This window comes from Persicobacter psychrovividus, assembly GCF_036492425.1.
Taxonomy (GTDB): domain Bacteria; phylum Bacteroidota; class Bacteroidia; order Cytophagales; family Cyclobacteriaceae; genus Persicobacter; species Persicobacter psychrovividus.
In genome coordinates this window covers 1016158-1040214 of the sequence record NZ_AP025293.1, presented here as the reverse complement: position 1 = coordinate 1040214, position 24057 = coordinate 1016158, and the positions used below count along the sequence as shown (strand labels likewise).

16 protein-coding genes are annotated in these 24057 nt (G+C 44.0%); 5 read left to right on the top strand and 11 right to left on the bottom strand.

Features of this window, described 5'->3' with window-relative positions:
- Positions 1–200: 200 nt before the first annotated feature.
- Positions 201–902 (top strand): response regulator transcription factor, encoded by a 702-nt coding sequence (locus AABK40_RS17235; RefSeq protein ID WP_338398298.1) that lies wholly within the window; start codon positions 201–203, stop codon positions 900–902.
- Positions 899–2395 (top strand): sensor histidine kinase, encoded by a 1497-nt coding sequence (locus AABK40_RS17230; protein ID WP_338398297.1) that lies wholly within the window; start codon positions 899–901, stop codon positions 2393–2395. The genes AABK40_RS17235 and AABK40_RS17230 overlap by 4 nt, the downstream gene beginning before the upstream one ends.
- Before the next feature lies 1 nt (position 2396).
- Here the strand turns inward: AABK40_RS17230 and AABK40_RS17225 are convergent, their stop codons facing one another.
- From AABK40_RS17225 to AABK40_RS17205, 5 genes are all read right to left on the bottom strand, one after another.
- Positions 2397–2990 (bottom strand): hypothetical protein, encoded by a 594-nt coding sequence (locus AABK40_RS17225; RefSeq protein WP_338398296.1) that lies wholly within the window; start codon positions 2988–2990, stop codon positions 2397–2399.
- A gap of 497 nt (positions 2991–3487) precedes the next feature.
- Positions 3488–3628: a hypothetical protein gene (locus AABK40_RS17220; RefSeq protein ID WP_338398295.1), complete on the bottom strand. Its 141-nt coding sequence runs from the start codon at positions 3626–3628 to the stop codon at positions 3488–3490.
- A gap of 151 nt (positions 3629–3779) precedes the next feature.
- Positions 3780–5033, bottom strand: a complete 1254-nt coding sequence (locus AABK40_RS17215; RefSeq protein ID WP_332921433.1) for a hypothetical protein — start codon at positions 5031–5033, stop codon at positions 3780–3782.
- Positions 5034–5149: 116 nt separating this feature from the next.
- A complete protein-coding gene (locus AABK40_RS17210) occupies positions 5150–5293 on the bottom strand; it encodes a hypothetical protein (RefSeq protein ID WP_332921432.1) in 144 nt (47 codons plus the stop codon).
- 8 nt (positions 5294–5301) lie between these two features.
- Positions 5302–6321: a helix-turn-helix transcriptional regulator gene (locus AABK40_RS17205; protein WP_338398294.1), complete on the bottom strand. Its 1020-nt coding sequence runs from the start codon at positions 6319–6321 to the stop codon at positions 5302–5304.
- 425 nt (positions 6322–6746) lie between these two features.
- Here AABK40_RS17205 and AABK40_RS17200 point away from each other — a divergent pair, with 425 nt between their 5' ends.
- Positions 6747–9719, top strand: a complete 2973-nt coding sequence (locus tag AABK40_RS17200) for a SusC/RagA family TonB-linked outer membrane protein (protein ID WP_338398293.1) — start codon at positions 6747–6749, stop codon at positions 9717–9719.
- 13 nt (positions 9720–9732) lie between these two features.
- Positions 9733–11133: a RagB/SusD family nutrient uptake outer membrane protein gene (locus AABK40_RS17195; RefSeq protein WP_338398292.1), complete on the top strand. Its 1401-nt coding sequence runs from the start codon at positions 9733–9735 to the stop codon at positions 11131–11133.
- Positions 11134–11201: 68 nt separating this feature from the next.
- Here the strand turns inward: AABK40_RS17195 and AABK40_RS17190 are convergent, their stop codons facing one another.
- The gene (locus AABK40_RS17190; protein WP_338398291.1) at positions 11202–13049 is read right to left on the bottom strand and encodes a peptidase U32 family protein; all 1848 of its coding nucleotides are present in this window, start codon (positions 13047–13049) and stop codon (positions 11202–11204) included.
- An 84-nt stretch (positions 13050–13133) separates the two neighbouring features.
- The gene (truA, locus tag AABK40_RS17185) at positions 13134–13919 is read right to left on the bottom strand and encodes a tRNA pseudouridine(38-40) synthase TruA (protein WP_338398290.1); all 786 of its coding nucleotides are present in this window, start codon (positions 13917–13919) and stop codon (positions 13134–13136) included.
- A 317-nt stretch (positions 13920–14236) separates the two neighbouring features.
- Between truA and AABK40_RS17180 the strand changes: the two genes are divergently transcribed.
- Positions 14237–17494 (top strand): two-component regulator propeller domain-containing protein, encoded by a 3258-nt coding sequence (locus tag AABK40_RS17180; RefSeq protein WP_338398289.1) that lies wholly within the window; start codon positions 14237–14239, stop codon positions 17492–17494.
- 56 nt (positions 17495–17550) lie between these two features.
- On the opposite strand, the gene AABK40_RS17175 is transcribed toward AABK40_RS17180, so the two are convergent.
- The 4 genes from AABK40_RS17175 to AABK40_RS17160 all read right to left on the bottom strand — a co-directional run bounded on the left by AABK40_RS17175 (position 17551) and on the right by AABK40_RS17160 (position 23915).
- A complete protein-coding gene (locus AABK40_RS17175) occupies positions 17551–18867 on the bottom strand; it encodes an ammonium transporter (RefSeq protein WP_338398288.1) in 1317 nt (438 codons plus the stop codon).
- Positions 18868–19117: 250 nt separating this feature from the next.
- The gene (locus AABK40_RS17170) at positions 19118–21358 is read right to left on the bottom strand and encodes a TonB-dependent receptor (protein WP_338398287.1); all 2241 of its coding nucleotides are present in this window, start codon (positions 21356–21358) and stop codon (positions 19118–19120) included.
- A 278-nt stretch (positions 21359–21636) separates the two neighbouring features.
- A complete protein-coding gene (locus AABK40_RS17165; protein WP_338398286.1) occupies positions 21637–22596 on the bottom strand; it encodes an NAD-dependent epimerase/dehydratase family protein in 960 nt (319 codons plus the stop codon).
- A 92-nt stretch (positions 22597–22688) separates the two neighbouring features.
- Complete coding sequence (locus AABK40_RS17160) at positions 22689–23915, bottom strand: helix-turn-helix transcriptional regulator (RefSeq protein ID WP_338398285.1); 1227 nt, start codon at positions 23913–23915, stop codon at positions 22689–22691.
- Positions 23916–24057: the final 142 nt, after the last annotated feature.

Genomic DNA, 24057 nt, shown 5'->3' with positions numbered 1-24057 from the left:
TGTTTTGGTACCCACAAGGTGCAAACAGAAGATCATATAAGGCTCACAAGAAGTTCACAAAACTGTGATAACTCCCCTTTTCTCCTGATTACCTGTTCAAATGTCAGCTACCTGTCTATTCCCTAATTTTTCAAGATATAACAGAACAATTTTCGTTAATATCTAATATTTTAACGCGCTACCCGCTAACTACCCTACCTATGAAGAAAGTGCTCATTATTGAAGACGATTCACAAATTGTCCAGCTGCTTAAAATTCACCTCCACGATCTCCACTGCGAAACTTCCGCTGCTTCCGATGGTCTCGAAGGTTGCCAACTGGCGCTCAGGGAACATTTCGACCTGATTATTCTTGACCTCAACCTGCCGACAATGGATGGCATGGAGATTTGCCAAAAGGTACGGGCGACAAAAAACACCCCTATTATAATGCTGACGGCCAAAACGGAAGAAATAGACCGCGTGCTGGGTCTGGAAGTGGGGGCCGACGATTATATGACCAAACCTTTCAGTATTCGGGAGTTTATCGCACGGGTAAAAGCAATTTTCCGACGAACGAAAATGATCTCCGAGGAAATATCTCAAACCCTTGCACCTACCCAGCTGAAATTTCAGGCCTTGTCCATTGACCTTGAAAAGCGGAAAGTATTACTGAACACCCAAAAGATTGAGCTTTCGCCCAAAGAATTCGACCTGCTGTATTTAATGGCCTCCCACCCCGGGCGGAATTATTCGCGCACCGAATTGTTACAGCTCATCTGGGGCTATGATTTTGATGGCTACGAACACACGGTAAATTCACACATCAACCGCCTGCGGTCGAAGATTGAACCCGACATGGCACAGCCGACTTACATCCTGACCTCCTGGGGCATCGGTTACAAATTTAATGAAGAGCTATGAGTCAACCTGCCAGACATATTACCAACCGGCTGATCTACAAACTCGCCCTGTCGGTCTTTTTTATTATCCTGCTGCTTGCTGCGGCATTTATGGGCATCAGTTTTTATTACGGAGAGCGGTATTTCGATGAAAGTATGCAGAAGGTCAATGCCAAGGTGGCCGATCATCTGATCAGCGAAAAATTCAAAAACAACGCTCCTTTCCTCGACGATGGTCGTGTGAACAAAGCATTGTTTGGAGAAATTATGCACGAAATGATGGCGGTAAATCGATCCATAGAAGTTTACCTGCTTGATGAGGCCGGCACCGTCCTTTATTCTGTGGTGCTGGATCACGACGACCCCAAAGCGCCTACCGAGCAGGTGAACCTCAAACCTATTTATGAATTTGTACAGTCCGATGGCCAAAAGTGTGTGCTTGGAGATAATCCGCGTGACAAAAACAACCAGACCATTTTCTCTGTCGCGCCTTATGATTATCAGGGTAAAAAGGGCTTCGTCTATATCATTTTTGAAAGCCAACGGTTACAGCACGTCCAGAACAGCATCTTTACCAGTTACTTTCTTCAGGGTGGACTGACGGCCATGCTTCTGGTGATTATTTTCGCCTGCCTGCTGGCTGGCATTGCCATTTGGTTTTTGAGTAAAAACCTGCGGGAAATTATTTACAAGGTACGCCGTTTTCAGGAAGGTGACCTCTCCGCCCGAATCGATCATCCCGAGGAAAACGATTTACAATCACTGGCAATCTCTTTCAATGAAATGGCCGATAAAATTGTTTCTGATATGGAGCGGATCAAATCTGTGGATACTATCCGAAGAGAACTCATTGCCAATGTATCGCATGATTTGCGCACCCCGCTTGCCATTCTGAAAGGCTATACTGAAACCCTGCAAATGAAGGGCCGACATATTGAGGAAGCAGACAAACAACACTTCCTGGAAATTATTCACCAGAGTTCTGAGCGACTGACCAGTATGGTGGCACAGCTTTTCGAGTACTCCAAGCTTGAAGCCAAACAGGTGCAACCGGAGAAAGAGCCTTTTCTGCTGACGGACCTTGCCCATGATTTACATGCCAAAAATAAGGTCCTGGCCAACCAGAAAGACATCGCTTTTGAGCTCCGCATCCATGAGCCCGTGGCGCCGGTTTTTGCCGATGTAAAATTGGTGGAACGGGCGATTCAAAACCTGATTGACAATGCACTGAAATTTACGCCACAAAGTGGGACAGTAACACTGGAAGTGAGTGCCGCAAAGGAAGGTATTCAGATTGCCATTAAAGACTCCGGCCCAGGTATTCCGGTGGAGGAGCAATCGTATATTTTTGAACGATATCGACAGGTGGCCTCTTCAAAGCCAAAGATGGGTGCAGGCCTGGGGCTGGCGATTGTCAAGAAAATTCTTGAATTGCATCAATCGGACATCCACATCCAGAGCGCACCCAACCAGGGAACATCATTTTATTTTTCCTTGCCCGCTTACCAGGCTTAGCTCAGCGCTGGTTTGCCAAAAAAAAAGCTTTCAGTTGTAAGGCTGCTTCTTCTTTGGAAAAGGGCTTTTTACCCACCGGAGAGGTCAGATAAACCATATAGTCATGCCAAATTTGAGTCGGGGCGATATAATCAAGAAAATTGAGCATATCCATCCGGCTCATATGTGGCAGGGCATCTTCAAGTTTACCCATGGTGAAAGTGGCAAACTCCTCGAAAGAAATCCCGAAATATTTGAAAAACGCATGACCGTCCTGCTGATCCTGTTGCCAAACTTGCTGATAGTCCTTTAGGGGGGTAAGGCTGAGGAAAATCGAGTTGGAAACCCCTTCAATATCACAAATACTGTCGTGCCATTCAATGCTGTATCCGGCATCAAACGCTTTGCTGATGGCTTCATTGGAATCCAGGAAGTCTATCCAATGGTAAGAATCCGCTTTGGTATGACCGATAATCTGCTGGTCGTTCTGAAAAAAGTCCAGAGAATGCTCCTCAAGGCATACCTGATCAGTTTGTACACAAAGCTCAAATTGCTGCTTTAAAAAATCAATTAACGTGTCGGTATCAGACACTGAGATTACGGAAGTTAAATTCATGGTAAAAGTATATTTTGATGTTGATGGCTCTTCTATAAAAAGTAGATGTCCTGAAGACACGAACATCACATTCACTTCAGTACATTGACCAACAATGGCTTACAATTGCGCACTCCTAAGAAAGGTGGTTCAATCCGGAAAGCAAATGCACTGTTTGTTTGATCGTGCTACATAACTATAAGGGAAGTTTATGCCCAACACCGCATGTGATTTTTTACCAATGGGGAGATTTAGATAATTTTCTAAGTAAAAAAATAATTAGTGATATACAAAAATAAATTATCGCGGAAATTTCATCTCTTTTTAATGTGCTTGCAGGTCACTGCAGCCGAATGATATCACGGTCATACGAACAGGAGGGGACAATAAGTAGGTGTCAATTGGGAAAATATCTTTGGGTATATCGCTTGATATTTTAAAGTGAGATGCACTCCGCATTTTTGATGTCCGGAAAGCAGTTCACTGTAAAACAAATCCTTTATGCTCAACCCAAAGTATCATTTTTTCAAGCTTCGTTTTCTGCGGTCCATCACAATTTTATAAGCCTCTTCGAGCGAGATTACCCCCATCTGATTTAATCTTAACAGGTTGATTTCTTGCGCAGCTTGAGGCGCGAAAGTACTTTGAACAGTTTTCATAATCGATATTGTTTTAAATAATATAAATCTAATTGCTTCAGCAATAAAACAATGTATTGCTTAATCTTCGCTATTATAATTATTTTAACAATATCAATTTTTCAGCCAATCATTGCTGAACACTAAACAAATTTCATATCGACTTTAAAATTTATAAGAATTCCCCAAAAGATTCAATAAAATTCTTGAAGGCTTCAATGATATCCTGATGATAAAATTCTATAATTTCATTCTGATCCACCGGAAAAAGTTCTAAAAATTCGATATCCTCCACCGTAATGGAAAAAGTGATTTTCCCGTCGTAATGCGGCAACACTACAAATTGTGGATTTTGTTTATGAAATAACAACAGCTGCTGCTCCACAACGAGGGTCGTGAAATAACCATTGATCTTTAATGGTCCGCAATAGGGTAAATTCCACAGGCAATAGGCCGAATAAGGCAGCGGCGACAAGCTCAGGCCTTCCTCCTTGGCAATTACCTCTGCAACAGCCGTGGCTGTCTGCTCTGCTTTGAAAAATGCGGCCCGGGCAATGGTATCGACATAAATCAGCTCATTGGTTCTGTTATCAATCCCCAAAAAACCACCGCCAACGGCAAAATAAAAATGATCCTGATCAAACAGCGCAATGGTCTTCTCTTCATAACCCATGAAGAGCGCATTCTCTTTGAAGGGTTCGATCAAAAGCGACTCCAGCAAGGGTTGATCATAAATGGCCATATCACTGACATCCCACGTACTAAAACGCTTGGCATCATCACTTTTAGACAGATAAGGCTCAAAGTCCTGATCTTTAAATTTCAGCTTGTAATAGAAATACTTTTTCTGATCAATCTCATCGTAGGCCTTGGCCGCCACCAGTAAATCTTCGGGCAACGTTATCCGCAGGTCAAAAAACTGTTCATCATTTTCAAACTGCGCCCCAAATTCAGCAAGAATAGGGCGGGCAATACGACCGACAAGCATCAGGTCATGGGCCTGCTCTTCCACCTCAAATTCCTCTTCCTCATTTTCGGAAAACTCCTCATAGATTTCCTGAAAAAGTGTGTCGTTGGCATCGAGCACCTCATCGATATAATCTTCCTGCGAATTGAGGTGCCTGAAATATATTTCCGACATATTCCTCAGGAACAGAAACTGAAGTTCATCGTCTGTGATAGGTTCTGAAAAGTAACGAATCACATGAAAAAAATAAGGGACTACCCCCTCATAATTAAAGATGGCCGCCGCCCCTTCAGGTTTGAGCGTTTCGGCATCCTCGTCATCCAAACACTCTACCCGAACAATACAAGCCGGATCCGACGTTACGGTCATGTATTCCACATCGGGAGCAGTGTCTGGTGCGGGTAAATTTCCGATTATTACTCGGGGAAAATCAAAGGAATTGGACTCTTCAAATGCCATAATTGAATTGGTTTTACAAAGAGACAATTTAAATTAAATTGCCTGAATTGCAAGCAAGTTACTGCGGCTCCTTGACAATACCGCCTTAGCATCTAAAAAACCGACTTTGCCCCTGTTTAAAACTTGTTATCCTCCTGCAAATTCGGAATATAGGTATTGATCTTTGCATTACTGATCAACAATACTGCTGCAATTCTCCCAAAATGACGCTTCATCACCTCTGTAATGCGCCAAATTTTCGCTGCAAATTTCAGTTTCAAACACGCGCTTACTGATAATGAGAAAGAGCTACCTCAAGACTGTTCTTCATCCGTTCCCGTAAGCTCAGGGGCGAAAGCACTTCTACATCCTGCCCAAATTCAAAAATCTTGGAAAGCAGTTCGAGGTTGGGATGCACCTTAATTTTGATGGTCAGCGAATGCGACTCGGGCTCCTGTGCCACCACTTCCTGCGAGCTGTGCAACTTTTTGGTCAGTACATAATTGCCCCTTTTATTCCTGAACTTCAGCACAATTTCCTCAATAGGTTCTCCCTTGCCCAGACTTACGCCGATCAGGTTGTTGAAATAGCTATTGATGTCGGTAATCCCCTGCGGCTCGCGGAAAGAGCAGGCATTAATAGAAAACCCAATAATGCGGTCAAGGGCATAGATGGTCAAATCGCCCGGATACTGATCGAGATTGCCTATCAGAAACCAGCGGTTATTGTACTGCTTGAGCAGGTAAGGGTAAAAAAGATGGGTCTGCCCCATCGGGTTGTTGAAGGACTGATATGTAATATCAAGTGCCTGTTTATGTTTAATGGCATCATTGAGCCCCGACAAATGCTCAATACCTTTCAAATCCACCTGCTCAAAAACAATCGTTGGACGCTCCTCTTCCACAGAAACTTTAAACGTCTCCTTGAGCAATTTCGTGATGTTCCGCAACTCTTTCATCGACTCAAAACTGCCATATTGCTCCAGCAATTCGATCGCCTCTTTCACCGCCTCCTGATCCCGCGAAGAAAGCTTTCCCTCACGAATCGAATAATCGGGCTCGGTATATTCATAATAATTTTTCGACCTGTTGAATTTGATAGGCGCCGGCTTCCCCGTAACCCCCGCTTTCAAATCCTTAATGTCATTCTGGAACTGCCGCTTGCTAATAGAGAAATCATGATCCCCCGTCATTTCCTGCATCTTTTCAATAATATGGCGCAACAGCTGCTCCCTATTGTACTTTCTTGCTCCATTCAGTGCATCATCAATAATCTGATAACGCATCATGGCGTGTTTATTTGTTGACATAAGCTTAAAATAAAATCGTTTTGGTTTCCTACGCGCAATAAAGGTAGTGGCCGAAAATGCAATGTAACTGCACTGAAGTTTGGAAGCATTAATTTTCAGGAAAAATCTCGTCCCGCTAAAAAAGTATGCTTCCAGCAACCCTATACACAAATAGGAAAAATTAAACTAATCATAAAATTAAATCAATTCAAACGCAAAGATAACCAAAATTACAGTTTCACCCCCCTGCTTTTCGGGTGATCAACAGGCCTCCAAGACGCTTCACATTTTTTTGCAACAAGGAATCATAAATTTTGAACAAGGATAAATCAAGCGGGTTAGAAAGGTGAACCCGTACTTTTTTGCCCCTTTTTGCCGTAGTTTTCACGATGGAGGGACGCTGCAAAATATCGGACAAACAACCTTTGAAGATAAATACCATATTGATGAAAAGACTACTGTTTACCTTTCTGCTGTTGCTCGGCGTACTTTCTGCCTGGGCACAAACCCGCCTGATTTCAGGAAAAATCACTGATGAAGAAGGTGAAACCCTGCCCGGAGTGAACGTCCTGATTAAAGGAACCAGCACAGGTACGGTTTCAGATATTGATGGAAATTACTCCTTTCAGATTCCTAAAAATGACCCCGACCTGATATTGGAATTCTCCTTCGTCGGCCTGGCCACCCAAGACATTAAAGTGGGCGACCAGCTGGTGATTAATGTGGAGATGGGGGCTGATGCCAAACAACTCGAAGATGTGGTTATTGTCGGGTATACCAAAGTGGACAAATCCACCAGCGTACCCGTGATTGATAATGTAAAAGACATTGTTACGCCAAACGTTTCACAAACCCTGACAGGGAAATCTTCCGGTGTGGCGATTCAGGCTTCCACCGGGCAGCCTGGTGCAAAAACCAATGTACGGATTCGTGGCGTAGGCTCGATCAATGGCGCTACCAACCCTCTATATGTGATTGATGGGGTGATCATCGATTCTGATGAAGTCATTACCGGTAATCAACAGTCAGAACGTGACCCGCTGGCCAATATCAACCCTTCTGATATTGCTGACATCAGGATTCTGAAAGATGCCGCAGCCACTGCTTTATATGGTGCACGTGCCTCCAATGGGGTGATTGTGATTACCACCAAACAGGGAGAGGCGGGAGAGACCACCTTCTCGGCGAACTTGGCCGCAGGGGTATCCCGAAAATATGACGGTAAATTCGAATTGATGAATGCTGCGCAGTATATCGATTTTTTCGGACTGAATGCCGCAGATTATAATGGTATAGATACCGACTGGCAGGATTTGGCCTTCCGTACGGGACATACTTTGGATTTTCAGATTTCTGCAAAAGGCGGAAATGAGAAAACGAAATTCTTCACCTCTATTGGTTATTTTGATCAGGAGGGGATTCTGATCGGCTCAGACTTTAAAAGGTATTCCGGCCGATTGAATGTGGATAATCAAGCCACAGATAAGCTAAAACTCAGCTTTAGTATCGATGTCGCTAAATCATTTCAGAATGACGCCTCCAGTGGTGGACTGTTCAGCTCTCCACTGCTCGGCTCCTACTTCCAGGCTCCCGTGAACAGCCCTTATGATGCCAACGGAAATTTATACACCAGGCTTCCTGCCACGCCTGTAACACCGATTACGGCAAACTTCGTGTACGATACCCCACTGAATAAAAGACTGACAGAATCTTTGTGGGGAGGAATCTCCGGAAAGTTGGAATATGATATCTGGAATGGGATTTCTTTCCGTTCGACCAATTCCTACCGACTGGAAATCGCGAGGCTGACCCAATATTTTGAGCCAACCACCTCTGATGGTTTCGATCCTAATGCCGCCGGAAGTATCAATGAAACCAATTCGCAGAACGGCGTTTTCACCACCACCAACCTGCTGAATTATGAAACGGCCATCGGTAAAGGGAACTTCACCGCACTGCTCGGTACGGAGTTTCAGGATGCTGATATTTACTTTTCTACCGTCGGTGGAAGTGGATTACCGATTCCCCTTGACGTATTGCAGGCCACCACACAGCAATTTACCGCAGATGGCCGCGGAGACTCCTATAAATTCTTCTCGATCCTTTCTCAGGTAACTTATAATTACGATGGGCGATACTACCTTTCGGGTTCATTCCGTCGCGACGGTTCCTCAAGGTTCGGTTCCGACAACCGCTATGGTAACTTCTTCTCCGTTGGTGCCAGCTGGATTATTGATAACGAAGAATTTTTCAGCAAAGAGGTCATCAGCCAGCTGAAACTCCGAGGCTCTTTCGGTACAACAGGTAATGCCAACGGCATCAGTAATTTCGCCTCACGCGGGCTTTACCGATACGGCGTGTACAACGGTCAGCCGGCATCTACGCATTTTCAAATCGCCAACCCGGATCTTACCTGGGAGGTCAAAGAAAAAGCAAATGTAGGTTTTGACATTGGTTTTAAATCAAGGGTAAAAATGACGGTGGATTTTTATCATGAAAAATCCCGTGACCTCCTCTTACAGGTGCCACTTGCTGGAGAGAATGGCTTTGTAACGGTCACTAAAAATGCAGGTTCTTTGGTCAATAAAGGAATTGAGCTGACGATCACGGCCAATAATATTGAAAAAGAAAATTTCACCTGGGAAACTGATTTCAACATTTCCCTGAATGATAACGAGGTAACCTCTTTGGATGGTATTGCTCCAATACGGACTTCATTTAACACCATTGAAGAAGGACAAAGTATTTACACCTTTTATATGCCTGAGTGGCTCGGTGCCAACCCTGCCAATGGTGATCCTGCCTGGTATGTAAATGAACAAACACCAATTACTCCCTCGGAAGTGAATAACAGCAACAGCCTCTTCTTTGCCCCGAACGGCCGTGTGGCCACCACTAATTATTCGGAGGCGGAAAGAATTTATGCGGGCAGTCCGTTACCAAAATTCACAGGTGGAATGACCAATAAATTTAACTTCTATGGAGTGGATTTTTCATTTCTGCTGACCTTCCAAACGGGGAATAAAATCTATAACCGAACACGAACTTTTAATGATGCCGATGGCACAAGATTTTTCAATCAGGTGGTATCTGCCCGTGAAGATCGTTGGACGAACCCTGGGCAAACGGCCTTCCGCCCACGCTTTGGCAGCCGTGGGGGCACCTCCACTTCCACAAGATATTTGGAAGATGGTGACTTCCTGAGCCTGCGGAATATTACGCTTGGTTACACCCTGCCCGACCAATGGATTGGCAGCCTTGGCCTCTCAAAGGTGCGGGTGTATGTGTCAGGGCAAAACCTCTGGATTCTGACCAACTACACAGGCTATACGCCAACCACCGTAGATTTCGACGGTTATAATTCTTTTGAATACCCTGAAGGGATTGTCATTACTGGTGGCCTGAATGTTAACTTTTAATCCAATCACGACCATGAAAATAAAAAATATACTCCTCTGTACCTTTGTTTTGGGCGCCATGTCGCTCACTTCCTGCAACCTGGACACCGAACCGGATTTTGCAGTACCCGTGGATGTTGCAGCGCAATACCCACAGGATCAACTTGCTGGGGTACTTTCAAATATGTATTCCATCGATTATTATGGAAGAAATGCCTATGTGCTTGCGGATGTAGGTACCGACGATATTGTTCAGGGTATTAATACTGGTGGGCGTTTTGAGTTTGAATCCAGGATGGAAAAATTCGAAGCCATGTCCATCTCAGGAGGAAGTACCTACGACCCCATGTATCAGGCCATAGAAAATGCCAACCAGATCATCAATAACCCTAACACCGATGGTAATATTCGGGGGCAGGCGTATTTCTTGCGGGCGCTGGCCACCTTCGATGCGGTCAAGTTTTACAGTGATGTACCTATTGCCACGGAACCCACAATCGACCTTGACGAGGCATTGGGCAACAATATGCCAAATGTGGATGCCGCAAAGGTGTATGCGCAGGTCGAGCTTGATTTGGATTCCGCTTTCAACCTGATTACCAATACTGATAATGTCAATTTCCCATCGAGAAATGCCGTGGAGGCCTTGAGGACTCGCCTGTACCTGTTCATGGCGGTAGAATCCAATGAAATGCCCTCAGCAGAAGCTTATCAGAAAGTGATAGATGCTGCTGATGCGGTGCAGGGCGTTACCCTTCTGGATACCACAAACTATCCAACTTACTTTCGAAGCAAAGCCAGTAATATAGAAACCATTTTTGAAATTGCAGTGGATCCCGTTCAGAGTCGTGGGTCAAACAATTTTGGGTATGTTTATTTCTTCGACGGCACCACGGGCTATGGCGCTTATACCGCAAATCCAGAATTTGTCGATTTATATGATAACAGCGACATCCGCAAAAGCCTCTTTGTTACCATTGATTCCGTGAATTTACCGGGATATAAATATATCTATAAATTCGACCAGCAAGAGGGAGTAACAGCCCTGCATTCCCCAAAAATTTTACGCTATTCTGAGGTGCTGCTGAACAAAGCTGAGGCATTGGCGCATTTAGGGGACAATACTGCTGCAGCGGCAATTATTGATCTAATTCGTAAAAACAGGTACACCAACCCCAACAGGGCTACCCCTGCCACGGGCGACACCACCGACGTGTACCTTGAAAGAAGAAAAGAACTCGCTTATGAGGGGCACCGCATGTTTGATCTCCGACGCCACGGCCAGCCTGTTACGCTCGTCCGTTTGGTCGATGGGGCGGTGAATGATGATGTTCAAATCTTAAAAACCGTTCCTGCCGGCGACAAACAGTTTTGGTATCCTATTCCACAACGCCCGATATTGGCAAACCCCAATTTGGTACAAACGAAGTATTAATAATTGATGTATTGGCAGGGCATGAAACATACATGGCGGCAGGGCATGCCCTGCCGCCACCTTAATATTTAATCCGCTTTTTCGATTTTCATCACACAAGCCTTACAATCCACCTTCAGGCGGAAACGATGCTCGCCATGTTCCAAAAATAACGGCGTTTCAACACCCACAGGCGGTGTGGTGAAATTCTCATGGAACTGACAAATCCCAATCTGATAATGCAGACAATGGCGGGTGGTCATCAGTCGCGATTTTTGGCGGTCTTCCTCCTCCCGAATTTCATAGCCGTCCTCGATGATTTTTACACCATGACGCTCGTAAAATTTTCTTGAAAGGCTATTGATCACATTGCCATGATGATCCAATTTTCTTTTTGGATAAGGAACGTCGTTTGGCTCAAAAACTTTCTCCTCCCGATGATGTGCATTCAGGCGAACCTCCAACAAGGCCTCCAACAAATCACGGCGCATCTGATTCACAGCTCCCGAAGGCAAAAATGGCACTTCTTCCGGTAAATTCACCTGTGTAATCTGAAAAATAGAATCCCCCGATTTTTTCAAGGATTTCTGTAAACCTGCTACGGCTCTTTCCATATTTTTGGCAGGCTCCAACGCCTGATCGAAAGTCAATCTCGCTTCATGACCATGTACATCAGCAATGGATAAATGCACCTGATTGTCACCAAAGGAAGCCGTCAGTTCTGCATCAATCTTTCTTGTGGTACGGTCGCCATTGAGTTGCTTAACAAAATCCTGATCGTGGTTACGGTAGATCATTGTGCCTTCAGTCAAACCAGCCACATTTGACAAATTCAGCCAACCGTCTTGCCCCACGGTCTCGATTTTCATTCCGCCAAGTTCACCATCATCCTTGATATAGCAAAGGCCATCACCATTGGCAAAATCAAACTCAGAATTCAGCAAAATGCTTTTGTTCTTGATTTTGGAAACCTTGCCCATCGGCTTACCCATCGCCTTTGGCGTATCCTCATTGATCAACGATCGCTTCGGGCGGTGTTCTTCAAAGAAATAAGTCGTATACGTTCGGTTGAACGTGCGCTCAGGATCCGGCTCAAAAGTAGTGCTTACCTTTCCATCACTTGCCGAAACAATCTCAGGGTGTTTTTCCAAAACGGCATCCACCTTCTTGCGGAAGTTACCCACCACATTTTTTACATAAGTCTCATCCTTCATACGCCCTTCAATCTTGAGCGAATCCACCCCCGCCAAAATCAAATCCTCCACATGATCCGAAAGGTTCAGATCTTTCAACGACAGCAAATGCTTCTGTTCGGCAATCTTCATCCCGTTGGCATCCACCAAATCATACGGCCAACGACAAGGCTGCCCACAGGCACCGCGGTTTGCCGAACGGCTACCGATCGAATTACTCATATAGCATTGTCCCGAAAGGCAAACACAAAGTGCACCGGCCACAAAATATTCCAATTCAACATGGGTCTGTTTGCGGATTTCCTCAATCTGCATCAAACTCAGCTCACGTGCCAAAACCACACGATCCAAACCCACATTCTCCAAAAACTTAATGCGATCCAAATCATAGTTATGCGTCTGCGTACTTGCATGCAAAGGCATCGGTGGCAAGTCCATCTCCAGCAATCCCATGTCCTGAATGATCAATGCATCCGCACCCGCCTCATATAGCTCCCAAGCCTGTTTTCGGGCATCTTCCAATTCGTTTTCATACAATATTGTATTCATCGTAACGAATACCTGTGCATGATATTGATGCGCATATTTCGCCAGATTTTCAATGTCCTGCACCGTATTTGGAACTGCCGAACGCGCCCCAAACTTGTCGGCACCAATATATATTGCGTCGGCGCCATGACGGATCGCCGCACGACCCACCTCTATATTTTTTGCTGGAGCAAGTACTTCTACCTTTCTTCCCATGATGATATTCTGCTGTGGTTTTTGTTTTGTTTGATTGAAGGTTGATGTGAAAATTACATTCTGATCAAGCACATAGGCTTGACCCTATACCTCGTCGAAACTCAATTTATTCAACATCAAGCCCGAAGCTGGCGCAATGTAGGAAACAGGCTGATTGTCGCCGCCCTTCAAGGCTTCCTTCAACTGCTCAATCGTCAGCTTCTCCTTCCCTACTGCAAAGATCGCTCCCATCATCAGTCGCACCTGATGGCGCATAAATCCTTTGCCCTGTACCCTTAAGAGGTAACTATTTTCAGGAAAAAAATTCGCTGTGTAAAGGTCATTTTTTACGATTTCACACAAATCAATCGTGCGCTCAAAAATCGTCTCGGGACTTGGCTTGTAGCAAAATCGCTGAAAGTTATGTACCCCCTGAAAGCACTTGGCTGCTTCCATCATTTTCTCCACATTCAATTCCTGTTCCACATACACCATGAAAGGTGCGGCAAAAGGATGATTTTTTTCGCCAGAAGAAAATAAGTAGATATATTCCTTCAGTTTTGATCCCTGAATCACATTGAACTTTTCATCCACCTGCTGCACTTTCGTTGCCCGAATATCACTCGGCAAGTTGGTATTCAGTGTAGATAGAAAATCTTCCTCCAACGGCTCCCAGACGAACAGCTCAATCGCCGCCTCATTCGCCGAAACCATCGCATCGGTTCTGCCCGAAGCCAATATTTTAAATTCATCATGACCCAGCACATAGCGGATAGTCCTTTCGACCATCAGCTGAACGGTTTTTACGTTCGGCTGCTTTTGCCAGCCATGATAACGGTAACCGAGGTATTGTAACTGAATCAGATAGTAATAGCGCTTATTCTTAAACATTTTGCAAAAGTAATATTTTCCTCTCGATTATCGATTGTGGGCTGTAAAAAAAGGTATGTCGCAGAAATCGTGATCATCCTTCTAATCATGTAAATCATGGTCAAAAAATGATGGACAACCTATGCTTGACAAGCTTTCTTCCCACAGCAAGTAAACATTCATCTTGAAAAAGAGGACAATTAAACAATTGCTTTGTCTCCTATAAAGTATTGATTAGTTTGATTTAATCAATTACCACCAATTTTTTATGGAAGGAAGCTGATCAACTCCCACTGTTTGATGCTTCCCCAACTATGAATTGTTAGCATTTTTTTATTATGAGAATTTCAACACTGCTTTTCTGCCTATTTCTGCTGACCAAAGGCTTTGCCTATCAGTCCACTTTTGAAACCTTGTCGCGGGAGAATGGTCTGCCGCATTCGACGGTCAATACCATTGTGCAAGACCATGACGGCTATATGTGGTTCGGTACGCAAGACGGACTCGTGCGATATGATGGCTATGAATACAAGGTTTTCAGAGCATCAAAAACAGCCCCACACGCAATCATTGATGATAATGTCAGCTCTATTTTTGTAGATTCAAAAAATAGGCTTTGGATTCGTTTTGATGCAGGGGGTGTTAGTGTTTATGACTCCGACTTGGGCTATTTTCTAAATCTGTTTCATGACCCGAACGACTCAACTACCTTGAGTAGTGTTATGGTTACTGACAATTCGACCCTTCAAAATCGACATACTTTCTGTGAAGATGCTGAGGGTAATATTTGGATGGCTTCCAATAATGGGCTGAACCGCATTGATCAAAATTACCGCGTCAAAAGATACTTCAAAAAGAGCGGACTGAAAACCAACGAGATCACAGCGCTCTATTATGATCTACAAACAAATCTTGTTTTCGTGGGTACAACACAGGGGCTCAGTGTCATCCACCCGAAAACAGAAAAGATCACCAATACAGGGCTTCAAAGTACAGAAAGTTTCATTACCCTTATTAGAAAGGATCAAACCAATACTTATTGGATTGGGACCAAAAACCACGGGCTCTATCGTTTTCGCCTCACCCATGATTTAAAGATGGTCGGTGAAAAGCGCTTTTTGGCCACCGACCAAGGGATCCAAGAAGAAAAGCCTTTGAGAATACATGACATTTGTATTGCACGCGATGGCCGTATTTGGGTAGGTGGTGATACGGGTTTACATTTGTTGGATCAACATGGTAAAGTTATAAAAAACTATACGGGACATTTTTCAGAACCCCAAATCACGAGCGTAAAAGAAGATGAGAGGGGCGAAATATGGGCGAGCAGCACGGCAATGTCAAGGGGTTTGTTTCACGTTACCGACCATAAGGTAGAGGAATATAATCACAAAGACGCTCGTCGACATGGTTTCGGAACCAACTACATTCTATCAATGACCTTCGACAAAGAGGGCATCCTTTGGATGGGAAGCAGTAAAGGGGGAGTCATCAAGAAAAATCCCTACCTGCCTGCATTTGGAAGCCTGAAGAAATCAGTACTTGAGGCGGATAGAAAAAGTGATACAGAGGTTTACAGCATTTACAAAAACAAAGATCAATTATTTGTAGGTACAAATTCGCATCTATTTGTACTCAACGAAGATTTTGAAGTGGAGCATACCTATAAAATTGGTACAACCGACAAAGATCTATCGGCTAATATCATCGGGGTAATCAAACCATTCAAACAGCAATTATGGGTAGGCTACTTTACAGGTAAGCTAAGCCTTCTTGACCCTGAATTACAATCTTTCACCCATTTTGCCGAACACCTACCTGAAGACCCCACCAAATTCAAAGGTTGGTCGCTAAGGGATATATGTACCGACAAAAATGGCACAAGCTATTTCGCCACCATGTATGGCGGTTTAATTTATCAAAGAAAAGGAGAAAACACCTTCGGTAATGTCGAGGATTTGCTGAAAGGTCAGTCTGTAAATTTCAAAGGCATCATGTCCCTCAAATGCATGGTCGATGGACGAATACTCATTGGCACCAATACGGGGCTGTTTGTTTATGACCCCGAGCAAATCAACCTGAAGCATCTGACCAAAGAAAAGAACGGTTTGTCTCATAACGAAATCAGGTGTATTCATCAGAGTAAGCATGGGGATATTTTCCTTGGCACCCGATTTGGCCTGACGCACCTGAACACCTCCTTCGAGGTGATCAATACCTATGATTATGATAATGGGCTTCCGTCAAATACGATCCATGGGATTTTGGAAGATGAACAGGGACAGCTGTGGATGAGTACAAATAACGGCATAAGCTGTTTTAATCAGGAGCAAAAAACGTTCACGAATTTCACAACCGAGGATGGTATTTCCTCTCATGAATACAACGAATGCGCCTTTTTTCAGGATCAAGAGGGGGTAATGTATTTTGGTGGCTCAAGCGGTTTGACCTATTTTCATCCTGCCCAAATCCATGTGGACTCTGAAGCCAAAAAGGTAAATTTTACAGCTTTGAAACTGAATCAAAAGCTGATTTTACCACAGAACAAAACAGAGGAGGAAGCTTTTCTGACAGACAAAATTGAGAACACCCATCGCCTGAATATTCCATTGAATCAAAACAACATCAGGCTTTCACTGAGTACTTTGGACTACCGCTTCCCTTCGAAAATCTTTTACAGATACCAAATGAAGGGATTTGATAAAGAATGGAAATACCTTCGTGCTGGGGAGCACCAAATTCATTACTCATGGCTCAATGCAGGGGATTATGAGTTATTGGTACAGTCCTCCACCGACGGCAAACAATGGAGTGAAAGTCGGAACTTGGCCATAGAAGTAATCGCCCCATTTTATCAACGATGGTGGTTTTTGCTGATCATCGCTTTGGCGCTTATTTCGGTGGTAGCGTGGAGTATCCGAAACCGCATTCAAAGAGAAAAAGAACAAAAGGTTCTGCTGAATCAACAGGTTGAGGAAGCTGTACAGGAACTCAGGGAACAGCAGTCGCTGTTGGAGGAAAAATACAAAAAAGAAGAAGGCGAAAGATGGCTACAAAAAGAGTTAGGCAAGATGAATAAAATCCTTAATCTGAATAAGGCATCCATAGAAAAGCTCAGCCAACAGATCATCAGTCATTTGGCGCCTTGCATAGAAGCCCCATTGGCGGTTGTACACCTGAAACGTCAGCAACAATTGCATGTGGCCGCGCAGTATGGTTGCTCCCTTGAAATCAGCAGAACCTACGACATCGGGGAAGGCATCATTGGCAGTACCTTCAAAGATCAACAAGCGAAATTTTTTGAACAGCTTCCACCCCAATATTTTCAGCCTGTAAGCTCAGGGCTCGGCCAACTAACGGACTGTTTCCTATACCTATTCCCCATAAAATATGAGGAAATTACCGTTGGCGTACTTGAAATAGGAATACTCAAGCCCTTGGATCCACTTCATCAGTCCATGATTGAAAGAATGCTCGAAGCCATGGCCATCCGATTGAATGCGATGGAAACGCAGGAGCAATTATCCTCGAGGGTTGCTGAAGAGGCAATGCATCAGGCGGAACGTGAGAAGTTTATGGTTGAGGAAGATAATTGATGAAAAGAAAAAAGGCAGACTGAGGTCTGCCTTTAAATTATATATGAAATCTTTTTTTAAACATTATCCAAATCCATATGAAAGCTCGACTCCCCGTGGAATACTTCATCAATTCCAACATCCTCCGTTTCACGATCAACACGCGCTCCTTTGGTAATAAATTTACTGAGGTAGAATAAAACTACCGTGGCGCCACCAGAGTAAATCAACACTACCACAATCGCTTTCAGCTGAATCCACACCTGTGCAGGGTTGCCGTAAAGTAATCCTGTTGCACCATTTACTGCTGGATTGGCGAAAATTCCCGTGGCAATGGCGCCGAAAATTCCCACCAGGCCATGGATGCCGAATACGTCCAAAGTATCATCATAACCCAACCATGCTTTCAGCTTAATCACCGACAAAAAGCCTATTACTCCTGAAAGCGCTCCAATAATCAAAGCCGCAGAAACATCTACATAACCACTTGCTGGGGTAATTCCTACCAGACCCGAGATCACACCCGAAGCAGAACCAATCAAGGTAGGTTTACGCTCCGAAGTCGTCCACTCGATCATCACCCAGGCGATTCCACCTGCCGCCGCCGCAATATTAGTCACCAAAATAGTGTTTGCAGCCACAAAATCTGCCGCCAGTTGCGATCCGCCATTGAATCCGAACCACCCAAACCATAATAAAGAAGAACCCAGAATCATCAGTTTCACTGACGAAGGCTTATGAGCATGTTTTAATTTATGCGTTTCCCGCTTACCGAGCAACAACGAAAGCACCAAGCCAGAAATTCCCGCATTGATATGGATCACTGTTCCACCAGCAAAATCCAGCTCTCCAGAGTTGGATAAAAAACCGCCGCCCCAAATCCAATGGGCTTCAGGAGCATAAACCAAAATCACCCACAGCAGAGAAAAAATAATCCAGGTAGAGTATTTCACCCTTTCGATAATTGAACCACTTACCAGGGCAGTGGCAATAGCCGCAAAGGTTCCCTGAAACATCACGAACAATAATGTTGGAATGGTTCCCGTCAGGTCTGTGATATTAATCCCCTTCAGCATAAAATTCCCCGCATCACCCAACAAAGCATTTCCAGGGTTAAAAGCAATCGAGTAGCCCAGCACCACCCATGCGATGGTGGCGGTACAGAATGCAAGATAACTCATTCCGATAGTATTAAGCACACTCTTTCGCTGTGCCAATCCGCCGTAAAAGAGGGTCAGCCCTGCAGGGGTCATTAACATTACTAAGCAGGTGGCCATGAGTACCCAGGCGGTATCTCCAGCGGAAAGTTGTGACGTTGATGCTGCCTGCGCATACAAGGGGGAGCTCAGCCCCACTAAAAATAACCCCAAAAGGGCGATTACTTTGTTTTTCATAGGTAAGTAGGTTAAGAATTAAAGCAGTTTCCAATTGCTTGCAACAAAAATGTATATACCAGACACAAAAAACAACCCACCTAAATGATTTTTTGTAAAATTATCAGCCCTTAAAGTTAAATTTAAACCAGATTTCAACGAAAAGACAAAAAAATAAAACAATCTGCTTTATTTTTAACCCTTATATAAAAAAAGAGCAGACTTTGGAAGTCTGCTCTATTGGCTATACAAAGGGATATATAGTGTATTTTTATAATTTAATCTTTAATCCAGCAAAGAATGTGCGGGGCATCATTGGCCCGTAAACATATTGTGCATCGCGATCCATGCCACTGTCAAAATCAGACTGATAGGCGTTGGTGATATTCTTTACACCGACACTCCACTCCAGGGTATTGCCCTCCATCAATTGCATGGTGTAATTCAGCTTGATGTTGAATTCCATAAAGTCGGGCGTGTGTACCAGTCTGTCCTCTTCATTATTGCCAGATTCAAAATGAGGCAAGTACATGCGGCCTGTATAATTCCCTGAAAAATCAACGGATAATGGTTTTGTCGGACGGATGCTCAAGGCATAAAAGCCGTATAAATCTGGCGTCCGCAAATAAGTTGTGGTCGTGTTATCCTCATCCTCCGACCAGGCGATGCCTTCATCGTGTCTGCTTTTCTGAAAGGTTAAACCTGCCTGTGCGGTAAAATAAGCATTGGCCAAAGAGGGTGTCAGGCTGATGCCTTGCACCAAAGAACCTGCACCATTTCGTTTTTCCTGCTTCAGCGTACCATTCTCTATACCGATAGGCACATTGACAAAAGTATTGCTGATTTTGGTATAGAAGGCATCCATGGTAACATTAAAATCAAAGGTGCCAATTTCATGATCGAAATCGAAGGAAGCGGTGAAACTGTCGGAATATTCTGGCTGAAGATCATCGGCCAGGAAAGTCACCATGGTATTACCGTTCACCATCTCTACATGCAGGTCTTCGTCGAAGGCCTGAGGCGCACGGAACCCTCTTGCGTAACCTGCACGAACCCGAAAATGGTCGGAGAAATCGTATTTACCGTTTACTCGTGGCACAAAAATAGGTCTACTGATCAGGTTATGACTTTCAATTCTGAAGCCTGTCAGCAATTTAAATTTAGGCGTCATTTGCCAGTCCGACTGCGCATAATAGCCTACTTGTTTAATATGCTGATCAATCGGGCGATCATAAGCCATCGATTCATCCACGATAGACTCATCTTTATACTCCACTCCCGTGGTCAGATCAGTAGTCCCTCCCCAAAGTGGCTGATTGGTGTTGTATCTCAGCCCAGTAACTAAATTGTTATTTTTGGTATTGCCATAGGCATTCGGATCCTGACCCGCACCATAATAAGAGTTACGATGGGTATTTTGATTGCTCAGGTAAAACGAAAACTTATGGTTCATATCATGGGTAAACTGATCGAAAGTAAATCCACCACTGATAATATCATGTTCAAGCGCTTCGGCAACATCTGCCATATGTGGAGGCAACTCAAAGCGGTTACCACCGCGTCGGTGCTCCTTAATAGCACTACCTTCAAGGGTCATTTTACTATAAGCCGTCGGTTTCAGGTATCCCTTGAAACCCAGGGTATAATTATTGATTTCAGGTACTTCCGAGAAATCATCCCCGTCTTTATCCCACCATTGGCGGTCGCGGAAAAAACCATAAACAGATACACCTGAGCTCATATTGGCGCCCACGATATTTCCACCGAATCCATACGACTGATCCAATCGCTGTCCGTCAATCAATGATTGATTAATATTTAATTCAAACTCATTCACCGTAGGCTCTTTGGTAATCACATTGATCGTCCCTGCAATGGCATTCCCACCATATAATGACGAACCACCACCACGTACAACCTCCACACGGTCAATCATGGTTGTAGGCATTTGCTCCAGACCATACACGCCATTCAATGCACTGAAAACAGGACGGCCGTCGATCAATATTTGAGAGTAGCCGCCTTCAAGACCGTTCATTCGTACCTGAGAGAATCCGCAATTCTGACAATTATTTTCCACCCGAATACCTGGCTGAAATTTCAGGCCATCCAAAAGGGTGATGGACTGTGTGGTTTTAAAAATCTTCGCACCAATCACCTGTACAGGAACCGAAGCCTCTTTTCTGTTGATTTCTTCTCGGTTGGCAGAGACCACCACTTGCTCGAGCCCGAGGATATCCTCTTTAAGGGTAACCTCCAAATTCAGGGGCTCATTGGCTAATATATTCACCTGTTGCTTCACGGATTTATAACCCACACCAGAGATAATCAGTGTTTTTGGCCCTGCGGAAACACCATGGAGGTGAAACACCCCATTAACATCCGTTGCGGCTCCCAACTGGCTTCCTTCAACCCGAACCGCAATACCGATCAGTGACTCGCCCCTGGTACCCTTGATTTTCCCATGAATATCCACACCACCTTTAGAGAAGGCGGAAAAAGAAAATAACATGAATATAAACAATATTAGATGCTGCTTCATTTTTTATTTTGGCTGATTGTACTAATTTTTTAGACACGTCTAAATATTTATTCAAATATATAGTATCATAACTAAAGCACCAACTAAAAAGTTGAATTAATTGTAATCTGTATAAATAAGGAATCGCCCTTAACTCGCGAACAATTACCTTTTATTCCTGACAATCAACTGACTACATCAAAAACAGCGCATAAAAAAAGTGCAATCCACTTTTGTGAGTTGCACTTTGATTATTTATTGCTTTGCCATCAGGTCAATTCTTTCTTCTTAACTGTTTCGAGCAGTTTGAAAATGGCGGTGGCTTCCTGATAAAACATCGGGCTGGAATAAATGGAAATCAGGCTCCGTAATTTCTTGCTACTTACATGCAATGACTGATCGTAGGTATTCATGTCCTCCTCATTCAGCGCCACAGGAATCGATGTCCCGAAATAATCCTGATAGGCTTTCTGAACATATTCTGCCACTTCACTCATCTTATAATTTCGCTGACTCGAAAGGTTGAAGATGCCATTGGGTACCCGCTCCAGTTGGCAAATCTGCTCCACGGCCTCCACCACATGTCCCATCCATATAAAATCTCGGGTCGCATTGCCATTTGATTTCAGTACAATTTCCCCATTTTCATAGGCCATTCGGGCCAGATCATTCAAGATCAGGTACCATTTGGAAGAATCGAGGTCTTTAGGGCAACCATAACTGTTGGTCAGTCGGAGGATCGTAAAATCCATATTATGCACCTGATTAAACTGAATCACCGACTGCTCCGCCTGCAGGTGACTCGTTGCATAATCATGTCGGCAATTAGGCAGGCTGTCTTCGTCGATATAACCAGCAGAACGCCCATAAACATGAAAAGTAGAAAGATAGATAAAGTTTTTCGGCGGGCTCATCTTCAATATTTCCAGCAAATTCCTTGTTCCGAGGACATTTACCAAAATCGCACTGCGGAAATAATGGTCTGCATTCCCCTCATTCACACTGGCCGCATGAATCACATAATCAAAATACCGCCCTTTAAGCTGATCATATAGCGCATCATAATCACTGATATCAGCAAATATAATTTCATAATAACCTTTGATTTTCACATCACGCATCTTACGTGCCAGCACCGTTACTTTGTAACCCGCACTAATAAAATGCTGTGTGAGCCATGAGCCCAGGTTCCCTAAACCACCTGTTATGAGTATTCTTTTTTCTTCCATCTTTATTACCTATATGACCTTTTCGAGACAATGTTCCTTGATGTAACATCTTTTGTCCCAAAAGATTTCATAAACTGGATATAAAGCAGGATTTATCCATCAACTCGCTTCAGATCTTGACTTAATGCCTGATTTCGGTATGCTGAAGGGGTCTGACCTGTATATTGCTTGAAAATACTGTTGAAGCTTGACTTGGACCTGAAGCCACTGTCGAAGGCCAGTGCGAGGATGGTCATGTGCTGATATTTGGGATCTGCCAGCAGCATTTTCACCTCGGCAATACGGTACTCATTCACATAATTGTAGAAATTTTTACGGAGGTGCTTATTGAGTAAATCCGTCAAATCGAGTTTGGAAATATTAACCACATGGGCGAGCTGCGCGACGGTCAGCTCTGGGTTGAGGTACAGTTTTTTGGTGGACATATGGTGGTTCAAGGCTTCCAATTGCTCCTGAACTTTTTGCTGATCCATATTTAAATGCCGCTCCGCTTGCTTGTCTTGCGTCAAATCTTCCTTGGTGTTTTCTTCATCCGCCGTTGTTTCCTGCGGAATAATGGCAAACTTACCACCACCCTCCACCTGTTTGAAGTGAGCAAAAATCAGCTTCTGTTTCAGGGAAAAATACGAGAAGCCGTAAGCGAACAGCACCACGCCAATATTACTGATCAGACTTAAAATAAAAACAGGGCTGATCTTACCCGTGGTATTGATTTTCATCAACTGAATCGTAATGCCGATAATGGGCGGCAACAGGTAGGTCATGAAGAAAATCACCATCAACACTTTTACCCAGTTCAGCGTCAGATGGTCACTGATATAGGAGAAATCATCGTCGAGCTGACTATTATGCCTGATAAGCTCACGATAAACCCGCACACCGTACAGGGTAAATGACCCGATAAGACAAAGTAATGTCGCCACCCGAAGCCACAAAAAACCGTCGTTGGCAAAGAATAAATTTTTCAGGAATACGGGCTGAATATCTGCAATGCCCATTCCCAAGCCAATCAGGAGCGGCATGATGAAATGCCATAAATCCTTCAGATGAAATGCCTGGTACCCGTGGAGCAGGTAACTGGAATACAGGTAAAAAATCGGCCCGATCATGAAGGGAAAGAAGATAAACCAGTTGGGGATAAAAACCTGTACCTCCGACTGCCCATTGTTCAGGTACAAATCCAGGGCGACACCAATGCCCAAAACTGCCAAAAACAAACCCGCAAGGTAATCACTTACACTTTTCTCCTTTTTGAAACAAAATGCCAGTGCACCCAAAACACACTGAAAACCGCCGATATGCTGTAAAAACTCATTCATCACCGCAAGATATGACTTATCCGAAAGAAGCCATCGATTCCGCGTGTATTTAGCTCAATTTAATGCTGATGCAAATTCATTTACCCGATTTAAATCGACTGATTTTGTGGAGGCGCGGACTGTTGCCCAATTTCTGCGACCT

Bases quoted from the DNA above. Each gene is read 5' to 3' on its own strand.
- AABK40_RS17200 (WP_338398293.1), top strand. From the start codon at position 6,747: ATGAAAAGACTACTGTTTACCTTTCTGCTGTTGCTCGGCGTACTTTCT.
- AABK40_RS17215 (WP_332921433.1), bottom strand. From the start codon at position 5,033: ATGGCATTTGAAGAGTCCAATTCCTTTGATTTTCCCCGAGTAATAATC.
- AABK40_RS17225 (WP_338398296.1), bottom strand. From the start codon at position 2,990: ATGAATTTAACTTCCGTAATCTCAGTGTCTGATACCGACACGTTAATT.
- AABK40_RS17195 (WP_338398292.1), top strand. From the start codon at position 9,733: ATGAAAATAAAAAATATACTCCTCTGTACCTTTGTTTTGGGCGCCATG.
- AABK40_RS17230 (WP_338398297.1), top strand. From the start codon at position 899: ATGAGTCAACCTGCCAGACATATTACCAACCGGCTGATCTACAAACTC.
- truA (WP_338398290.1), bottom strand. From the start codon at position 13,919: ATGTTTAAGAATAAGCGCTATTACTATCTGATTCAGTTACAATACCTC.
- AABK40_RS17175 (WP_338398288.1), bottom strand. From the start codon at position 18,867: ATGAAAAACAAAGTAATCGCCCTTTTGGGGTTATTTTTAGTGGGGCTG.
- AABK40_RS17170 (WP_338398287.1), bottom strand. From the start codon at position 21,358: ATGTTATTTTCTTTTTCCGCCTTCTCTAAAGGTGGTGTGGATATTCAT.
- AABK40_RS17190 (WP_338398291.1), bottom strand. From the start codon at position 13,049: ATGGGAAGAAAGGTAGAAGTACTTGCTCCAGCAAAAAATATAGAGGTG.
- AABK40_RS17205 (WP_338398294.1), bottom strand. From the start codon at position 6,321: ATGTCAACAAATAAACACGCCATGATGCGTTATCAGATTATTGATGAT.
- AABK40_RS17220 (WP_338398295.1), bottom strand. From the start codon at position 3,628: ATGAAAACTGTTCAAAGTACTTTCGCGCCTCAAGCTGCGCAAGAAATC.
- AABK40_RS17160 (WP_338398285.1), bottom strand. From the start codon at position 23,915: ATGAATGAGTTTTTACAGCATATCGGCGGTTTTCAGTGTGTTTTGGGT.
- AABK40_RS17180 (WP_338398289.1), top strand. From the start codon at position 14,237: ATGAGAATTTCAACACTGCTTTTCTGCCTATTTCTGCTGACCAAAGGC.
- AABK40_RS17235 (WP_338398298.1), top strand. From the start codon at position 201: ATGAAGAAAGTGCTCATTATTGAAGACGATTCACAAATTGTCCAGCTG.
- AABK40_RS17165 (WP_338398286.1), bottom strand. From the start codon at position 22,596: ATGGAAGAAAAAAGAATACTCATAACAGGTGGTTTAGGGAACCTGGGC.